Here is a 16,456-nt window from a genome sequence, read left to right on the forward strand (position 1 = left end):
ACGGCCTTCTCGCTAATAGACGTATAAAGAAGCTGTATTTACTAACTTTCAATAGTTATGCAATTATGCCCATGACATCATTTTCTTTCATAATGACCAAATCTAAACCATCAACTTTTACTTCAGTGCCAGCCCATTTGCCATAAAGTACTTTATCTCCTACTTTAATTTCTAATGGATGGACAGTACCATTCTCACTTTTTGTTCCCTTACCTACAGCTACTACTTCACCTTGTATTGGTTTTTCCTTTGCTGTATCAGGAATAATAATTCCTCCACTTGTTTTTTCTTCTTGTTGAATTGGTTTTACCGCAATTCTATCGTGCAATGGTCTAAAAGACATTCTTACCTCCATAGATTTAATACTTAATAATGTGTATTCTATATATGCTTGATTTTGTAACAGTTCAAGGGGTAAAAAGAAAAATTTTAAAGAATAATTGCTGTGAGCAAATTGTGTATAATACCAATTGCAATAATTAACACGGTGTATTTATCCAATCTCTATACATAATTGATTTTACTAAATCTACATTATGAGCAAGTTGATTCCAAGCGTAACAAGCCATAGTAACGATATCTTCATATACACCATAACATTGGTTAGACAAGAAATGATTTTTAATCCATTCCCAAACTTGTTCCATTGCATTAAGTTCCGGTGCATAGGGCGGAAGCGGTATCAAAGTGATATTGCTTGGCACAGTTAGTTTTTTGGCTGTGTGCCAACCTGCATTATCCGTTAGTAAAGCTATATGTCGGTTGCCTTGAATACTGCGAGAAAGCTCTTCTAAGAATTTATACTAATTGCAATAATTAACACCGTGTTAATTATTGCAATTAGTATTACTTAACTTGACGGTGCCCTTTTTATTCCTCTTGCCTAACTATAATTTTTGTCAACAGAACCTAGGGGCGATTCAAAAATTGCTGGATTTAAACATAGTAATAAGGTATTGTAGGCTGAATTTAGTTCGTTATTAAATAATAATTATGCAAACAACAACTGCGGTTACCAACAAAAAAACACAAATTAAAGAATATACGTCTTTTATCTTGACAATATTTTTGGCACTGATGATAAGATTTTTTGTCATGGAACTTTTTTTTGTGCCAACAGGTTCAATGAAAGCAACAGTTCTAGAGAATGATTATATTTTTTCAACAAAATATTCTTATGGATATAGTAATTATTCTTTTCCTTTTAGTCCCAATATTTTTAATGGGAGAATATGGGCGTCACAGCCACAAAGAGGAGATATAATAGTTTTTCGCCCACCAAATAATATGGATATTCGATTTATAAAAAGATTAATTGGGCTACCTGGAGATAAAGTACAATTAATCAATGATGTAGTGTATATAAATGATAAAGCCATAGAACGCACTGAAATTGGTACATATACAAGTGAAGAAGGGAAAAATTATATAAAATATAAGGAAATATTACCTAATAGTGTAAGTTATTTTTCTTATAAATTAAAACAAAATAATCATTCATTAGTAAATAAATATGGTAATACGGAAATCTTTTATGTACCTGAAGGTAAGTATTTCTTTCTTGGAGATAATAGAGATGAATCGAATGATAGTAGGATAGATCTAGGATTTGTACCGTTTAAAAACTTTATTGCCAAAGGACAATTTATTATTTTTTCTACAAAAGAAGAATTATGGCAAAGTGATATTGGGATAATTAATCAAATACTCCGTGTTGCTACTTGGCTGGCATCTATTAGATTTAACAGAATATTTATGTCCCTTTATACAGATAAAATACAAAATGATAACAAGTAAAGAATCAGCTCTTTCTGCTCCGGAAAAGCTTGAACAAGATATAGGATATAATTTTAATAATAAAGCTCTTTTACTTGAAGCGTTAAGTCATCCTTCTCTTAAGCAACATGTACTAAAGCATGGAATTCAAAAAAACTATGAACGTTTAGAATTACTTGGTGATGCAATAATTAATTTTATCATTACTGAAATTTTATTTAAAAATTTCTCTACTTATGATGAGGGGAAATTAGCAAAAATTAGAGCATATCTAGTCTGTAAAGAATCACTTTGCAAAGTAGCTGCAAAAATCAATTTGTCAGACTATATTATTATGACCCATGGCGAGGAAGTATTAGGGGGAAGGCAAAATCCTAATAATATTGAGAATACTATGGAAGCATTAATTGCTGCCATTTATCTTGATAGTAACATTGATACGACCCAAAAAATAGTATATAATTTGTGGTATGAGTTTATATCTATTACTGATTTAGCTGATTATGACCCTAAAACTACTCTTCAGGAATTAGCACAAAGAAAAGGAATTGAAAGACCCGTGTATGAAGTGATAAAAAGAGAAGGATCACCACATGCATCTATCTTCACTGTATTAGTAAAAATGGAAGCCTACCAACAAACTGGTACTGGTCATTCAGTTAAAGAAGCAGAAAAAGTTGCTGCCCGTAAATTAATGAACTACCTCCACAAGTTGTAAAGTTGTAAAGTTTAATCCGTGAAAATATCTCAAAAGACAATTTCTCTATGTATAATCGGCAAACCAAATGCTGGTAAATCATCATTATTAAACAAACTTATAGGACAAAAAATATCGATAGTAACGAATAAAGTTCAGACAACCCGCTCTATTATAACCGGAATAGTTACCATAAAAGATACGCAGCTGATAATATTAGATACGCCAGGTATATTCGAGCCAAAGAAACAGCTGGAAAAAGCAATGGTACGATGTGCATGGTCAAGCTTACATGGCGTAGATTTAGTTTTATTGATAATAGATAGTACGAAACCTATTGATCAATTTACGTTACAAATACTTAAAAAGTTGCAAACTCTTAAAATAAATTTAATCTTTTTGTTAAATAAGATTGATAGCCCTTCTGAATATCTAGAAGAAATAGAAAATACTCTAAAATCTCAGTTCATAGATAATTATATACTGAAGACATCCGTTTTATCCGGTAAAAATATCAATAAATTACTCAATTATATACAAAGCCAATCTAAAGAATCGCCTTGGTTGTATGAAGAGGATGATGTTACTAACTTGCCTATGCGATTTTTAGCTGCTGAGATAACTAGGGAACAATTATTCTTGAATCTCCACCAAGAATTACCTTATAATTTAACTGTTCAAACTGAAATGTGGCAAGAGAATAATGATAAGTCTATCAAAATTCATCAGGTAATAGTGGTTTCAAAGAATTCTTATAAGACTATTATTTTAGGAAACAATGGTTGTAAAATTAAAGAAATAGGATCTAAGGCAAGAATAGAGATGCAGCTAGCTTTTGATTGTAAAATTCACCTTTTCCTTTTTGTGAAAGTACGTGAGCTTTGGGAAAATGATCCGCACTCATATAGATATATGAGATTGAAACAAGTTTAAATATGAATTTTAAAGATATAGGTATAATAATTGCCAAAAAACCACTAAAAGAAAATACGGCTATTATTACAGTTTTTACTGAAAATCATGGCTTATATTCCGGTGTAATACGAGAAACATCTAAAAAATTTGGTTCTGTAAATCAACAAGGTAATATTGTTGATTTTTTTTGGCAAGCTAGATTACACGAGCATCTAGGAATGGCTAAATGCGAATTAATAAAATCTTACGCTGGTCTTTTAATAACTAATAAAATTAAGCTTTACGCTTTTAATTCAATTATTAGCCTTATTAAGATGGCATTTCATGAAAGAGAAAATCACAATAAATTTTTTCCAATTTTTGTAAAATATTTAAGTAGTCTAGCAAATAATTTTATTTTTGAGGAATATATTAAATTTGAATTAGCCATACTTCAAGAATCAGGTTATGGTCTTGATTTGCATAAATGTGCAGTAACAGGTACTAGGGAAAATCTATCTTACGTCTTGCCAAAATCTGGAAGAGCTGTATGCTTATCAGAGGGATTACCATATCAAGACAGGCTTCTAATCTTACCACAATTCTTAACCTCCACTAATAGCCAAATTACTAATAATGATAAAAAACAAGCTTTTAATTTAACTACATATTTTTTTAACCGGTATTTCTTTCACAACCAACAACAACTACATGTACGAGAGAATTGCATAGAATATATTATTCGATTTGCAACATTCACATAAAATAAAACCTATAGAAAATCAGCCTCCAAAAGCAGATTCTGAAGAATTGTTTTGCTTTCTAGAACCACCCCGAAAACTACTAAGTTTTTTAGATCTAGTCGGATGCTTCAATTTGCGTAGTGCTTTGGACTCTATTTGCCTAATACGTTCCCTAGTAACGTTGAATTGTTGTCCAACTTCTTCTAGTGTATGATCGGTACTCATTCCTATACCAAATCTCATTCTTAGAACTCTTTCTTCACGAGGAGTAAGAGTTGCTAACACTCTAGTTGTGACCTCTCGTAAGTTCGATTGAATTGCTGCGTCAAGCGGTAATATAGCATTTTTGTCTTCAATAAAGTCTCCAAGATAACTACCATCATCATCGCCTATTGGATTTTCTAAGCTAATTGGTTCTTTAGCTATTTTCATTACTTTTCGTACTTTATCAACTGGCATAGAAAGGCGAGCAGCAATTTCTGCCGGAGTCGGTTCATAACCTAGCTCGTTAAGCATTTGCCTAGAAGTACGAATAATTTTATTGATCGTTTCAATCATATGCACGGGAATACGTATGGTTCTAGCTTGATCAGCTATAGATCTAGTAATAGCTTGCCTAATCCACCAAGTAGCATAAGTGGAAAATTTATATCCCCTACGATAGTCAAATTTATCAACAGCCTTCATTAACCCAATATTTCCTTCCTGAATTAAATCTAAAAACTGTAATCCACGATTTGCATATTTTTTAGCAATTGAGATAACTAGACGCAAATTAGCCTCTATCATAGCTTTTTTTGCCCTAAGGACTTGTCTTTCACCCTTTTGTATTGTATGCACTAACTTTTTAAATTCAATCATTGGCAAACCAATAGTCATTTCCATGGTTTTTAATTCACTAATCATTTGATCAATAGCATCAGATTCTTTAGCAAGAAAATTCTTCCAATTAGATTGCTTGTTTTTTTGCATTTGCCTTTTCCAGTTTTCATCAATTACTGCTCCCATATATTCATTTAGGAAGTTCTGACGACTTATGCCATATTTTTCAGCTAATTTAAGGAAGTTCCCTTCTTTAGTTACTAATTCTCTATTTAGACTATATATTCTATTAAGAATTTCTTCTGTCCTTTTAGAGTGAAAATGGATACTAGAAATTTCAATAATTAGTAATTGTAGATTTTTGGCATATTTTTTGTTATCATGCAATCCCTTAGGTTGAGGATAACGTGTGTAATGTTTTTTTGCTTCAATTAACAACTCTTCAGAAAGTCTAGAAACTCTTTCCATACGCTTGACAACACTAGGTAATAACTGTAACTCAATAGTAGCTATTGATAAATTACTAGCTTCTTCATGTTCTTCATGATCTGATTCTATATAATTATTTTGATTCTCTTCAGAATTACTATCATCCCCGTTAACCATATTAGCTTCTAGATCAATCAAATCTCGGAGTAGTATTTTTTCATTAACTAAAGCTTCATGCCATTTTATAAAGAATTTCATCGATATTGGATTTTCACAAAGTGACTTAACCATTATCTCTTTGCCTTCTTCAATATCTTGGGCTACTTCTATTTCAGTCTCACGAGAAAAAAGCCCAACTCCTCCCATATCTCGTAAATATAACCTTACTGGATCATCGGTTGTACCTAAGTTTTCTTCTTCACTTTCGTCTTCAGGCTCACGATCAACATTATTAGACAGTTTAAATTCATCATCTACATTAATATCAAGTTTGATCTCGTCATCATCACCTTCTATAATATCAACTCCAGCCTCAGAAAACTTTGATATTACCTTTTCTAGATCTTTTACTGATATATTATTAGTCATTGGAATGACTTTATTTAGATCATAATAAGTGACTGCAGTGCCTTTTTCTTTAGCTGTTTTAACTAGGTTATCAACTGCAGTACTTTTTACATCTATTTTCTCTTTTGCTTCTGTCATAATTTATAAACCTTGGGTCAATTAGTAAAAGATTCGTTTAGATTATAAATCTCTTTGGAGATTTTCAAAATTTCTTCTCGATATAATATAGCTTTTTTTAGCTCTTCGTCTGAGCCATTTTGAATAATTGAGCTATATTCTTGTTTTAATAGTACTAGGTGATGTTTTTTATGCAACCATTGCCAAAGTAAGTCAGAATCGATATCGTCCTGATTAAATGACAAATCTAGAAATAGATTATTGGATTTTGACAATACTGAAAAAGTGTCATAAAATCCAGTTTTTTCTGCCAAAGCAATAATATTTTCCTGATCTAATATATCGTTGCTAATAATTTCTGCAAAATACCAATCACGAAAAGCTTCAAGCATTTTATTTTGGAAATTTAACGTTAACAAGAAATCCTTTGTTTCTTGCTTTTTGGCCATTTCAGGAAATTTAACCAATATTATACAAACAGCTTGTTCTAATATTTCGATTTCTGAATAGTTAGGAGTGGTAGATGTAATATTTGAACTTGTTATAGTTACTTTATTTTGCCGTTTAATTAAATTTTGCCATATTTGATCTTTAAAATATCGATAATAATTATTGCTAAGTAGTTTATCCTTTATTTGTTTACAATAATCTCCAAGATTTCTTTCCAAAATAGCTTTGTCTTCTGGAGTTGAAAAAGTCTTACCTTCATATTCGGAACGCCAAATCATTTCAGATAGATTAATTCTTTTATCAAAAATTTGTGTGAAACTTCCCGCTCCATCTTTATTTATAATATCATCAGGGTCACTTCCGCTAGGTAACATCACAAAGGAAATTTTCTTATTGCCATTTATCAGAGGTAGTACTAGATTAATTACCCGATGGGTGGCTTTTATTCCTGCTATATCACCATCTAAACAGAGTACTATTTCATCTCCAGCACGCCATAATTTTTGTAGGTGATTCTCTGTAACCGAAGTACCAAGACTTGCCATTGCCTCTTTAAAACCAGCTTGGTGCAAGGCAATAACATCCAAGTACCCTTCAACTAAGATTGAATGATTTTTTTTATAGGCAACACTAATTGCATTATTCTCCCCATATAATGTTTCATTTTTTTGAAATAATATGGTTTCCGGAGAATTTAAATATTTAGGTAACCCATCACCAAGCACTCGCCCTCCAAAACCAACTACTTTATTATAAACATTTTTAATCGGAAAGATTATCCGATTATAAAATATCTCATATATTGTACCATCATCTCGCTTGCCCACTAAGCCTGCTTTTTGAAGTTTTGTCAAAGATATTGATTTTTCTTCAAAAAATTTCTGTAATGCTTTAGCTGGAGGAGCAAAACCAATGGAGAATTCCTTAATTGCTTCTTTACTAATACCGCGGTCATGTAAGTAGCTACATACTTCTTGTGACAATTGTGATGTAAAAAATCTTTCAGCCATCTCTAAGATATCAAATAGTTCATCCGATTCTTCATAGAGTTTTTGTTGTGCTACTGTTAATTTAGGCAATTCAATGCCATAATCATTAGCAAGTTTAATGGCTGCTTCCTTATAAGATAAACCGCTAAAGTTGGAAACAAACTTTATAACATCCCCGTGAACAGAACAGCCAAAGCAATAATAAAACTTCTTGGCATCATTTACAGTGAATGATGGAGATTTTTCAACATGGAAAGGACATAGTCCCAAGTAATTTCCAGATTTCTTAGTTAAGACTACTTTTTGTCTAACAACATCTGATAAATTAATCCGAGTTCTAAGAAGTTCATAAAATTCTAATGGAATTCTCATAAACTTAAAATAAAGGTGAATATGATTGTAGAGAAGCAGTAGCTAAGAGGTATTAATAAATTATCGTTTATTGATAACTCTTTTGAGTAGAATTCACTAATAGTAGCAACTATAGAACTAATGATGATAACAGTAAAACTAGTGTGATAGCCGATGAAAAAATACACTAATATGCTAATAAAAATTGCAGAAATTAGAAAGGCAATAGAACCTTCCAATGACTTGCCATTTTTTAGAGGCGTACCTATTTTTGTACCCACTAGTGCAGCAAGACAATCAGCTATTATCAATATAAGCCAAGATGAAATTGCTAAACCTTTTGAAAATAAAAGAGCAGTTAAGAAAAATCCAACTACCATAAAACTGCTACCACTTAGTCTGAATAAACCACTCTGTTCTTCAGGTCTCATAAACTTTCCAAGAAATTTATCTGTAAATTTCTTAACATATAAATTATAATGCCTTGTAATATCTATATATAATACACATATTATAAGTAGAAATAATAGTGTAGTAACAACTAATTTAGATGAAAATAAATAAAAAAGTGGTATAATCAAGCTGTATAAGTGGAAAGTTTTACGTTGTATTTCAAAATTAAAGAGTTTAGTTTGCATAATAACCTAAAAGGCCTATTTGACAAAGTTTGACACAACAAATATACTAGAAAACTTAACTTAGACAAGACATATTATTATGGCAGATTTTCCTATTACACATAAAGGGTTTGATAGTTTAGAAAAAGAAATTAAACATCTTAAACACATAGAACGACCAAAAGTAATTGAAGCTATAGCAACAGCTAGAGATTTTGGAGATTTATCTGAGAATGCAGAATACCATGCAGCCCGGGAAAAACAAAGTTTTATTGAAGGTCGCATTGTGGATCTTGAAGATAAAATAGCAAGAGCTAAAATTATTGATACCTCAAAACTCTCTGGTGATACCATAAAATTTGGGGCATTAGTTAAGTTGATCGATGATGAAACAGAGGAAATAGTTATATATCATATTGTTGGAGAGTATGAAGCAGATATAACCAAAAAGAGGGTATCCATAGTATCGCCAATTGCTAAGGCTCTCATCGGTAAAGGGGTCGGAGATATAGTAGAAGTCACCACTCCTAAAGGTTCAAAATCTTATGAGGTTTTAGAAGTGTCCTATCAAGAATTAGTAGATATTTAAGATAATAACTATTAGTGCTAGCTTATACCAATTGCAATAATTAACACGGTGTTAATTATTGCAATTAGTATAAATTCTTAGAAGAGCTTTCTTGCAGTATTCAAGGCAACCGACATATAGCTTTACTAACGGATAATGCAGGTTGGCACACAGCCAAAAAACTAACTGTGCCAAGCAATATCACTTTGATACCGCTTCCGCCCTATGCACCGGAACTTAATGCAATGGAACAAGTTTGGGAATGGATTAAAAATCATTTCTTGTCTAACCAATGTTATGGTGTATATGAAGATATCGTTACTATGGCTTGTTACGCTTGGAATCAACTTGCTCATAATGTAGATTTAGTAAAATCAATTATGTATAGAGATTGGATAAATACACCGTGTTAATTATTGCAATTGGTATTATTTATATGTTATAACCTGAATTCGATGTAACAAGTTACATCGAATTCAGTATTGTATATAGAAACAATCAGGTTTGAAGCGGTTCTACTCGATAATCAAGTTTTTTAGAATTATTAAAAAATACGTCATTGCGAGGAGGCACTTTGGTGGCAACGAAGCAATCCACAAAAAATATAATAAGTAATTTGGATTGCAGTGTCGCCACTAAAGTGGCTTCTCGCAATGACGTTTGACTAAAAGTTGTATACATCTTACTAATTTTGTGTACATTGCCTAGGTTAACGGGGTGTTACCCCTATGGAAACTTTTTAAGAGCTTAAAAAAAATGATTAAAAATGAAATATTATCTTACCCAGAAGTAAAAAGTTTGAATGGCCAATGTAAAAAGCTTGTTGTGTTGTTACATGGGCTTGGTTCAGATGGGCATGACTTAATAAGCTTAGTTCCCTTTATATCTAAGGAATTGCTAGATTGTCATTTTATTGCGCCGCATGGAGTTGAAGAATTTGATAATGCACCGTATGGTAGACAATGGTTTAGTCTAAATGATCGTACTCCTCATGTAATAGGGGAATTAGTTGCTAAAAATAGTGGTTTAGTTACAAAGATAATTCAAAAAAAACAAGCAGAACTAAATTTAACTAATAAAGATACTATCATAATTGGTTTTTCACAAGGCACTATGATGGGACTATATTTAAATTTGGTACAAAAAGAGCCTTTTGCTTGTGTGGTAGGCTTTTCTGGTAAATTAATCGCCCCACTAGAATGTATCAATAAAACTACGCCAGTTTGCGTAATACATGGCGAATTAGATGATGTGGTTGATGTAAATAGCATGGACGAGATAATAGAATATTTACAGAAATATAATATTGCTTATAGTAACTACAAGATACCAAATCTTATGCATTCTATTGATGATAGGGGACTACAATTTGCCGTCAAGTTTATAAATACTAAAGCACAGTAAATTGTAATACGACGTTTTTTTAAGTACTTAATCCCAAGGAGTTTAGCAGATGTTTTACTCTTAGGTAAGTAGCTTAAAACTTCAAATCATTTGAGTATATATGATTAGCTTATTATTGAATTTTTTATATATATTAAGAGTGGTAAGCAAGCAGCAAATACTTACTTATTCTGGTACAATAAGATTACCATCTAAGTTAAAAATTCTTGGCTGGATGATAACCATAGTAGTGTATCCAATTGGTTTATTTAAAACACCAAAAGATGATTTTGGTATAAGGTTAACCGATTGTTTTAAAAAATTAGGTCCTGTCTATATAAAATTTGGTCAAACTCTTTCCACAAGACCGGATCTTATAGGAGTTAAGATTGCCCATTATTTGCAGTCTCTTCAAGATAAGTTGCCACCTTTTAGTAGTAGTATAGCACGAAAGATTATTGATGAGTCTTTTGGTCAAAGTACCGATGAGTTATTCTCCGTCTTTGAGGATATACCAATTGCAGCAGCTTCGATTTCTCAAGTACACAGAGCTAAGTTGAAGTCTGGTGAATTCGTTGCAGTAAAAATATTACGTCCGAGAATTCATCATATATATAATAAGGATATTAAGCTTTTATATATTTTTGCTAAACTAGTAGCAAGAATATTTATAAAATTTAAAAGATTGCGACCAGTAGCGGTAATAGATGTATTTAATACTACTATGAAATTTGAGCTTGATCTACGTTTAGAAGCAGCAGCAGCTTCAGAACTCTCTGATAATCTGCAAAATGATGTTGATATATATATTCCTAAAGTTTATTGGCAACTGACTCATGAATATATAATAACCACAGAATGGGTAGATGGAATATCAATTTATGCTCGAGATAAGCTTATAGAGCAGGGCTTAGATCTAACTAAAATAGCTCAAAGATTTGCTACAATATTTTTTAATCAAGTATATAGAGATGGTTTCTTTCATGCAGATTTACATCCTGGCAATATTTTAGTTAGGTCGGATGGTAACATAGTGTTACTAGATTTTGGTATTATGGGTAGGTTATCTGATAAAGATAGAATGGCAATTGCTGAAAGCCTGTTTGGTTTTTTAAGTAGGAACTATAAGTTAGTAGCACTTGTCCATCTTAGGGCTGGTTATATTCCTCAGAATACCGATCTTGATCTTTTTGCTCAGGCGTGCAGAGCAGTGAGTGAACCGATTATAGGATATGCCGTTAAAAATATTTCCATAGGTAGGTTACTTGCACAATTATTTAAAATTACCGAAGATTTTGGCATGGAGGTACAACCACAATTGCTATTATTACAGAAAACTATAGTAGTAGTAGAAGGAGTAGGACAACAGCTTGATCCAGAAATTAACGTATGGCAGCTGATAGAACCATGGATCAAGAAATGGGCGGCTAAGAATCTTAGCCCAGAGGCAAAAATTCTTAGAATTCTAAAGCATGTTGTAGTGGAAATATTGGAGAGATTTAATAAATGAAAATAGTAACCTGGAATATTAATTCGGTACGCTTGCGACTTAGTTTGCTCAAAAAGCTAATTGATGAACATCAGCCTGATATTATATCTCTGCAGGAGATTAAAACAATTAATGAACTATTTCCTTACCAAGCTATTAATGATATGGGTTACCAGCATATATATTGTTCAGGAGAGAAGTCTTATAATGGAGTAGCAATTTTATCAAAATTTCCTTTTACCAATAAATTCATTCTTGAATTATATAATAGTGATAAAAGGCATTTAGCAGTAGAAGTTTTAGGTATTGAGATCCATAATTTTTATGTACCGGCTGGTGGTGATATAGCTGATGTGAATGTTAATGAAAAATTTAAACATAAATTGGCATACGTAAAATTAATACAAGAATGGTTAACCAATAATCGGAGTAAAGATAGTAAGATTATCATAACGGGAGACCTAAATATTGCCCCTCATGAGCATGATGTATGGTCTAGCCGTCAATTGCGTAATGTTGTCAGCCATACAGACATAGAGCGTTCAACTCTGTTGGAATTACAGGCTTCCTTAGGTTTTATCGATAGTAGCCGCTATTTCATACCGTATAATGAAAAATGTTATACTTGGTGGAGTTATAGAAATATAGACTGGCAAAAATCTAATCGGGGACGTAGATTAGATCATATTTGGACTAGTTCTAACTTACAAGATAAGATGCTATCTGTTAGCTCCTTATCAGAAGCTAGGAATTGGCTTATGCCCTCTGATCATGTACCTTATTTTTTAACATTGGGTAGTTGTGTGGGGGTAAAAACGGCACCGTCAAGTTAAGAGAAATGTAAATTAAGTATTGAGCAAATGTAGGGAATAATTTATAGATTATCAGTGACAATTGTTACCTAAATTTCAGTGCTATGTGTATTATTCAATCCCCAAAGAGACATCGTTTTCCAGTAATCATTATTAGCCATGCAGTATGGTTATATCATCGATTCAATAATAGTTACAGAGATGTACAAGAACAGATGGCCTATCGAGGTATTATTTTAAGTCATGAGACAGTAAGATTTTGGTGCAATAAATTTGCGGTTTATTTTCAAGATGTTATCAGAAAGCGAGAGAGGAAACCAACTGATAAATGGCATTTAGATGAGATGAATATTAAGATTCAAGTCGAGGTATTGATATTATGGAGAGCTGTTGACTCTGAGGGGCATGAATTAGAAGTATTACTGCAGAAGCGTCGTAACAAAAAATCAGCTATTCGTTTTTTATCAAAATTATTGGGTCATTATCCAGCTCCAAGAGTAATTGTTACTGATAAGCTCAGAAGTTACATTAAGCCGATTAAGCTTATGTGCCCTAAAACTGAGCATCGCACTCATAAAAGACTAAATAATCGTGTTGAGAATGCTCATCAACCAACTAGGCGCAACGAGAAGATATTAATTAAATTTAAGCATCCTAATTCAGCCCACTGTAAATTATCACTGATGGGAAAAGTCAGAAATATATTTGCCGTAAATGTTGGAAGATATAGTAAAACAGCAATTGAGCAAAGAATTGCATTTGCATCAGCTAAATCCATTTGGGACGAAGCCACTCAAAGACTTCTTGCTGCCTGAAATCTAAAAATATAGCTCTTTTTGATACTATTTTACTTAACTTGACGGTGCCTGTAGATTTAGTAAAATCAATTATGTATAGAGATTGGATAAATACACCGTGTTAATTATTACAATTGGTATTATTTTATAGTCCCATTATATTATCTATTCTTTCCCAAGGAAAATCTTGATCTTCCCGTCCAAAATGCCCATATGATGCTGTTTTAAGATAAATTGGATTATATAAAGATAGTTTTTTTATAATACCGCCTAGGCTCAAATCAAAATTATTCTTTATTAATTCAATTATTGCTGATTCACTCATGTTGCTAGTCCCAAACGTTTCAATACTTATAGAAACTGGCTGGGCAACTCCAATAGCATAAGAAATTTGAATCTCACAACGCTGTGCAACACCTGCTGCTACAATATTTTTTGCTAGATATCTTGCTGCATAAGATGCAGATCTATCGATTTTTGTTGGATCCTTACCAGAAAAACATCCGCCACCGTGGCGTGCTATTCCACCGTAAGTGTCAACTATTATTTTTCTTCCTGTAAGTCCACAGTCTCCCAAAGGTCCTCCAATTACAAACCTTCCTGTTGGGTTCACAAGATATTTAGTATTTTTATCAATCCATTCATCTGGTAACACAGGCTTAATGATTTCTTCAATTACTGCTTCTACTAAATCAGCATGAGAGATATTAGGGTGATGCTGCGTAGAAAGCACAACGGTGTCTATACCAACTGGTTTATTCTCAACATATTTAAAAGTGACTTGGCTTTTAGCATCTGGTCTTAACCAAGGCAAGATGCCCTTTTTTCTGAGTTCAGCTTGTCTCATAACTAATTTATGAGCATAGATAATTGGTGCAGGCATAAATGTAGGAGTCTCATTCGTTGCGTACCCAAACACCAAACCTTGATCACCAGTACCTATTTCATGATCTTCACGATTATCTACACCTAATGCAATATCCGGAGATTGATTACTTATTGAAGTAATCACACTACAAGAGTCTGCGTCAAAACCTATATCAGAGCTAGTATAGCCTATCTCTCTTATAATATTGCGTACTATTTGATCAATGTTAACCCAAGCATCTGTTGTGATTTCTCCAGCTATAAATACTAGTCCAGTCTTTATAAGTGTTTCGCATGCTACCCGACTCTTTTTTGGATACTCCTTAAGAATTGCATCCAGTATAGCATCTGAAATTTGGTCAGCCATTTTATCTGGATGTCCCTCAGAGACAGACTCAGAAGTAAATAAATGATAATTTGTCATAATATTATTTCCTAAAAGTTAGTATTGAACATTAAGATTGAATATTAAGGAGTTATAGAGTAAGTATTACAAATTGTGAAGTTTAAGTATATAATGGACTAGGTTCTGTTGACAAAAATTTTAACGTAACCATATTAAAGTTCCTTTACTGCTATCAGAGTACTATGAGTCAGTCCGACTTCCATTGTATCATCCTTTAATTCTTGCTCTTAACAGCTTGTTTTAAAGTACTCACTTGCGTAAGAATACAATGGATCTCCTAGGTTCAGGTAAATTCCATCTTGTAGCGTGTCATGGTCTGTGACTCCGGTAGAGCAATAGTTGCTCGCCTTATCGCAACTACACATCCTGTTTTCCATGAAATGAAGCATGTCAACCTCTACGATATCGCATATTTCGGAGCTTATATCCTTCACTTACGTTACAACCCACTACATCCCTCCTCTCAGCTTCACATAATTCGTTACCTCCATATATGTGAAATTTGGTTCTACGCTGTTGGCTAAACTTTACGTAGGTTGGATTTTCACCAACTGTAATACCAATTGCAATAATTAACACGGTGTATTTATCCAATCTCTATACATAATTGATTTTACTAAATCTACATTATGAGCAAGTTGATTCCAAGCGTAACAAGCCATAGTAACGATATCTTCATATACACCATAACATTGGTTAGACAAGAAATGATTTTTAATCCATTCCCAAACTTGTTCCATTGCATTAAGTTCCGGTGCATAGGGCGGAAGCGGTATCAAAGTGATATTGCTTGGCACAGTTAGTTTTTTGGCTGTGTGCCAACCTGCATTATCCGTTAGTAAAGCTATATGTCGGTTGCCTTGAATACTGCGAGAAAGCTCTTCTAAGAATTTATTCATTGCCTGTGTGTTTGCATATGGTAAAATTAATGCACAAGCTTCTCCTGTCTCATGGCAAGCAGCTCCGTAAATATATGTTGAAATAAATTGCTGTTGCCGAACTTTACGGGGTCTAGTGCCACGCTTAGCCCATATACGAGTTAAGCTACCTTGTTGCCCAACTCTAGTTTCATCCTGAGACCATATATCAACTTTACATCTATCGATATTTTTTGCTAATAATTTTGTTAACATGTCTGGAAAGTTTTTTTATATCTATTTTGAGTCTCTTGATTTGACTTTGGATGCATTGAACGAGAAGTAATCCAGCTAAAACCAAGGCGGTGCATAGTATTGTAGACTGTTTTTAAAGCACATTTAGCACCATATTCCTCAACTAACATGATATGTAGCTCCTTTCCAGTTATATACCCACCAGTTTTACTTTCACTGAGCGTATTGATTTTATCAAAAATAGCAGACTCTTGTATACTGTTAATCTTCCTAGGGGCACCGCTTCTTTGTGATTCAAATAATCCTTCAAAACCATGATTCCTAAATCTTCTGAGCCATGATTGCACAGTTTTCCAGTGTGACTTCACTATTTCAGATATGGCTTTAAAAGATTTGCCTAATTGAAGGTGATACATCGCCAATAAACGTATACGATTTCGACCATGCGGCTCATGTTTCATCATTTTTATAAAATCATGACCTTCAAAACCTTGCGGTAATATTAACCTAGCTATTTGAGTACCTATTTATCAGTTAAAAACCCATTTTATAACACCGTGTTCATTATTG

The 16,456-nt window shown here is 32.8% G+C and carries 17 protein-coding genes and 2 pseudogenes; 11 read left to right on the forward strand and 8 right to left on the reverse strand.

The window, feature by feature from the left end; translation table 11 throughout:
- Positions 1 to 55: 55 nt before the first annotated feature.
- Together ACFE3K_RS05060 and ACFE3K_RS05065 are read right to left on the reverse strand one after the other, a co-directional pair.
- Positions 56 to 343 carry a co-chaperone GroES gene (locus ACFE3K_RS05060; protein WP_375358507.1) on the reverse strand — a complete coding sequence of 96 codons (288 nt, stop codon included), beginning with the start codon at positions 341 to 343 and terminating at the stop codon, positions 56 to 58.
- A 136-nt stretch (positions 344 to 479) separates the two neighbouring features.
- Positions 480 to 788 (reverse strand): annotated as a pseudogene (locus ACFE3K_RS05065) (transposase); the annotation flags it as partial.
- Between the two features lie 205 nt (positions 789 to 993).
- Here ACFE3K_RS05065 and lepB point away from each other — a divergent pair.
- Genes lepB through recO form a run of 4 tightly spaced genes read left to right on the forward strand, consistent with a single transcriptional unit; the run spans position 994 to position 4,131 of the window.
- Entirely contained in the window at positions 994 to 1,797 is an 804-nt protein-coding gene (gene lepB, locus ACFE3K_RS05070; RefSeq protein ID WP_375358508.1) for a signal peptidase I, read from the forward strand.
- Positions 1,784 to 2,494: a ribonuclease III gene (gene rnc / locus ACFE3K_RS05075; RefSeq protein WP_375358509.1), complete on the forward strand. Its 711-nt coding sequence runs from the start codon at positions 1,784 to 1,786 to the stop codon at positions 2,492 to 2,494. Before lepB ends, rnc begins: the two co-directional genes overlap by 14 nt.
- 18 nt (positions 2,495 to 2,512) lie before the next feature.
- Positions 2,513 to 3,406 carry a GTPase Era gene (era, locus tag ACFE3K_RS05080; RefSeq protein ID WP_375358510.1) on the forward strand — a complete coding sequence of 298 codons (894 nt, stop codon included), beginning with the start codon at positions 2,513 to 2,515 and terminating at the stop codon, positions 3,404 to 3,406.
- A 2-nt stretch (positions 3,407 to 3,408) separates the two neighbouring features.
- A complete protein-coding gene (recO, locus tag ACFE3K_RS05085; protein WP_375358511.1) occupies positions 3,409 to 4,131 on the forward strand; it encodes a DNA repair protein RecO in 723 nt (240 codons plus the stop codon).
- A gap of 18 nt (positions 4,132 to 4,149) precedes the next feature.
- On the opposite strand, the gene rpoD is transcribed toward recO, so the two are convergent.
- The 3 genes from rpoD to ACFE3K_RS05100 are packed head-to-tail and all read right to left on the reverse strand — an operon-like array spanning position 4,150 to position 8,473.
- Complete coding sequence (gene rpoD / locus ACFE3K_RS05090) at positions 4,150 to 6,066, reverse strand: RNA polymerase sigma factor RpoD (RefSeq protein WP_375358512.1); 1,917 nt, start codon at positions 6,064 to 6,066, stop codon at positions 4,150 to 4,152.
- Between the two features lie 17 nt (positions 6,067 to 6,083).
- Positions 6,084 to 7,856: a DNA primase gene (gene dnaG, locus ACFE3K_RS05095; RefSeq protein ID WP_375358513.1), complete on the reverse strand. Its 1,773-nt coding sequence runs from the start codon at positions 7,854 to 7,856 to the stop codon at positions 6,084 to 6,086.
- Positions 7,853 to 8,473 carry a diacylglycerol/polyprenol kinase family protein gene (locus ACFE3K_RS05100; RefSeq protein WP_341752167.1) on the reverse strand — a complete coding sequence of 207 codons (621 nt, stop codon included), beginning with the start codon at positions 8,471 to 8,473 and terminating at the stop codon, positions 7,853 to 7,855. Before ACFE3K_RS05100 ends, dnaG begins: the two co-directional genes overlap by 4 nt.
- Positions 8,474 to 8,549: 76 nt before the next feature.
- Here ACFE3K_RS05100 and greA point away from each other — a divergent pair, with 76 nt between their 5' ends.
- From greA to ACFE3K_RS05135, 7 genes and pseudogenes are all read left to right on the forward strand, one after another.
- Complete coding sequence (greA, locus tag ACFE3K_RS05105; protein ID WP_341752303.1) at positions 8,550 to 9,041, forward strand: transcription elongation factor GreA; 492 nt, start codon at positions 8,550 to 8,552, stop codon at positions 9,039 to 9,041.
- Positions 9,042 to 9,124: 83 nt separating this feature from the next.
- A pseudogene (locus ACFE3K_RS05110) lies at positions 9,125 to 9,433 on the forward strand (transposase); the annotation flags it as partial.
- Between the two features lie 343 nt (positions 9,434 to 9,776).
- Entirely contained in the window at positions 9,777 to 10,424 is a 648-nt protein-coding gene (locus ACFE3K_RS05115) for a dienelactone hydrolase family protein (protein ID WP_375358514.1), read from the forward strand.
- A gap of 100 nt (positions 10,425 to 10,524) precedes the next feature.
- Positions 10,525 to 11,913 carry a 2-polyprenylphenol 6-hydroxylase gene (gene ubiB, locus ACFE3K_RS05120; RefSeq protein ID WP_375358515.1) on the forward strand — a complete coding sequence of 463 codons (1,389 nt, stop codon included), beginning with the start codon at positions 10,525 to 10,527 and terminating at the stop codon, positions 11,911 to 11,913.
- Complete coding sequence (gene xth / locus ACFE3K_RS05125) at positions 11,910 to 12,725, forward strand: exodeoxyribonuclease III (RefSeq protein WP_375358516.1); 816 nt, start codon at positions 11,910 to 11,912, stop codon at positions 12,723 to 12,725. The genes ubiB and xth overlap by 4 nt, the downstream gene beginning before the upstream one ends.
- 83 nt (positions 12,726 to 12,808) lie before the next feature.
- Positions 12,809 to 13,519 (forward strand): IS6 family transposase, encoded by a 711-nt coding sequence (locus tag ACFE3K_RS05130; protein WP_375358336.1) that lies wholly within the window; start codon positions 12,809 to 12,811, stop codon positions 13,517 to 13,519.
- Positions 13,483 to 13,626, forward strand: coding sequence for a hypothetical protein (locus ACFE3K_RS05135; RefSeq protein ID WP_375358517.1), 144 nt, complete (start codon positions 13,483 to 13,485; stop codon positions 13,624 to 13,626). The genes ACFE3K_RS05130 and ACFE3K_RS05135 overlap by 37 nt, the downstream gene beginning before the upstream one ends.
- Positions 13,627 to 13,646: 20 nt before the next feature.
- Here ACFE3K_RS05135 and metK read toward each other — a convergent pair whose 3' ends face one another.
- The 3 genes from metK to ACFE3K_RS05150 all read right to left on the reverse strand — a co-directional run bounded on the left by metK (position 13,647) and on the right by ACFE3K_RS05150 (position 16,350).
- Positions 13,647 to 14,792 (reverse strand): methionine adenosyltransferase, encoded by a 1,146-nt coding sequence (gene metK / locus ACFE3K_RS05140; RefSeq protein ID WP_375358518.1) that lies wholly within the window; start codon positions 14,790 to 14,792, stop codon positions 13,647 to 13,649.
- Positions 14,793 to 15,346: 554 nt separating this feature from the next.
- On the reverse strand, positions 15,347 to 15,907 hold the full coding sequence (locus tag ACFE3K_RS05145) for an IS630 family transposase (RefSeq protein ID WP_375358342.1): 561 nt from the start codon (positions 15,905 to 15,907) through the stop codon (positions 15,347 to 15,349).
- Positions 15,901 to 16,350: a helix-turn-helix domain-containing protein gene (locus ACFE3K_RS05150; RefSeq protein ID WP_375358519.1), complete on the reverse strand. Its 450-nt coding sequence runs from the start codon at positions 16,348 to 16,350 to the stop codon at positions 15,901 to 15,903. The genes ACFE3K_RS05145 and ACFE3K_RS05150 overlap by 7 nt, the downstream gene beginning before the upstream one ends.
- Positions 16,351 to 16,456 lie beyond the last annotated feature (106 nt).

It is taken from the genome of Candidatus Tisiphia endosymbiont of Neophilaenus lineatus (assembly GCF_964264975.1).
GTDB lineage: Bacteria > Pseudomonadota > Alphaproteobacteria > Rickettsiales > Rickettsiaceae > Tisiphia.

What these genes read in the sequence shown, in the direction of transcription:
- ACFE3K_RS05060 (WP_375358507.1), bottom strand. Translation starts at nt 343, where the DNA reads ATGTCTTTTAGACCATTGCACGATAGAATTGCGGTAAAACCAATTCAA.
- lepB (WP_375358508.1), top strand. Translation starts at nt 994, where the DNA reads ATGCAAACAACAACTGCGGTTACCAACAAAAAAACACAAATTAAAGAA.
- rnc (WP_375358509.1), top strand. Translation starts at nt 1,784, where the DNA reads ATGATAACAAGTAAAGAATCAGCTCTTTCTGCTCCGGAAAAGCTTGAA.
- recO (WP_375358511.1), top strand. Translation starts at nt 3,409, where the DNA reads ATGAATTTTAAAGATATAGGTATAATAATTGCCAAAAAACCACTAAAA.
- rpoD (WP_375358512.1), bottom strand. Translation starts at nt 6,066, where the DNA reads ATGACAGAAGCAAAAGAGAAAATAGATGTAAAAAGTACTGCAGTTGAT.
- dnaG (WP_375358513.1), bottom strand. Translation starts at nt 7,856, where the DNA reads ATGAGAATTCCATTAGAATTTTATGAACTTCTTAGAACTCGGATTAAT.
- ACFE3K_RS05100 (WP_341752167.1), bottom strand. Translation starts at nt 8,473, where the DNA reads ATGCAAACTAAACTCTTTAATTTTGAAATACAACGTAAAACTTTCCAC.
- ACFE3K_RS05115 (WP_375358514.1), top strand. Translation starts at nt 9,777, where the DNA reads ATGATTAAAAATGAAATATTATCTTACCCAGAAGTAAAAAGTTTGAAT.
- ubiB (WP_375358515.1), top strand. Translation starts at nt 10,525, where the DNA reads ATGATTAGCTTATTATTGAATTTTTTATATATATTAAGAGTGGTAAGC.
- xth (WP_375358516.1), top strand. Translation starts at nt 11,910, where the DNA reads ATGAAAATAGTAACCTGGAATATTAATTCGGTACGCTTGCGACTTAGT.
- ACFE3K_RS05130 (WP_375358336.1), top strand. Translation starts at nt 12,809, where the DNA reads ATGTGTATTATTCAATCCCCAAAGAGACATCGTTTTCCAGTAATCATT.
- metK (WP_375358518.1), bottom strand. Translation starts at nt 14,792, where the DNA reads ATGACAAATTATCATTTATTTACTTCTGAGTCTGTCTCTGAGGGACAT.
- ACFE3K_RS05145 (WP_375358342.1), bottom strand. Translation starts at nt 15,907, where the DNA reads ATGTTAACAAAATTATTAGCAAAAAATATCGATAGATGTAAAGTTGAT.
- ACFE3K_RS05150 (WP_375358519.1), bottom strand. Translation starts at nt 16,350, where the DNA reads ATGATGAAACATGAGCCGCATGGTCGAAATCGTATACGTTTATTGGCG.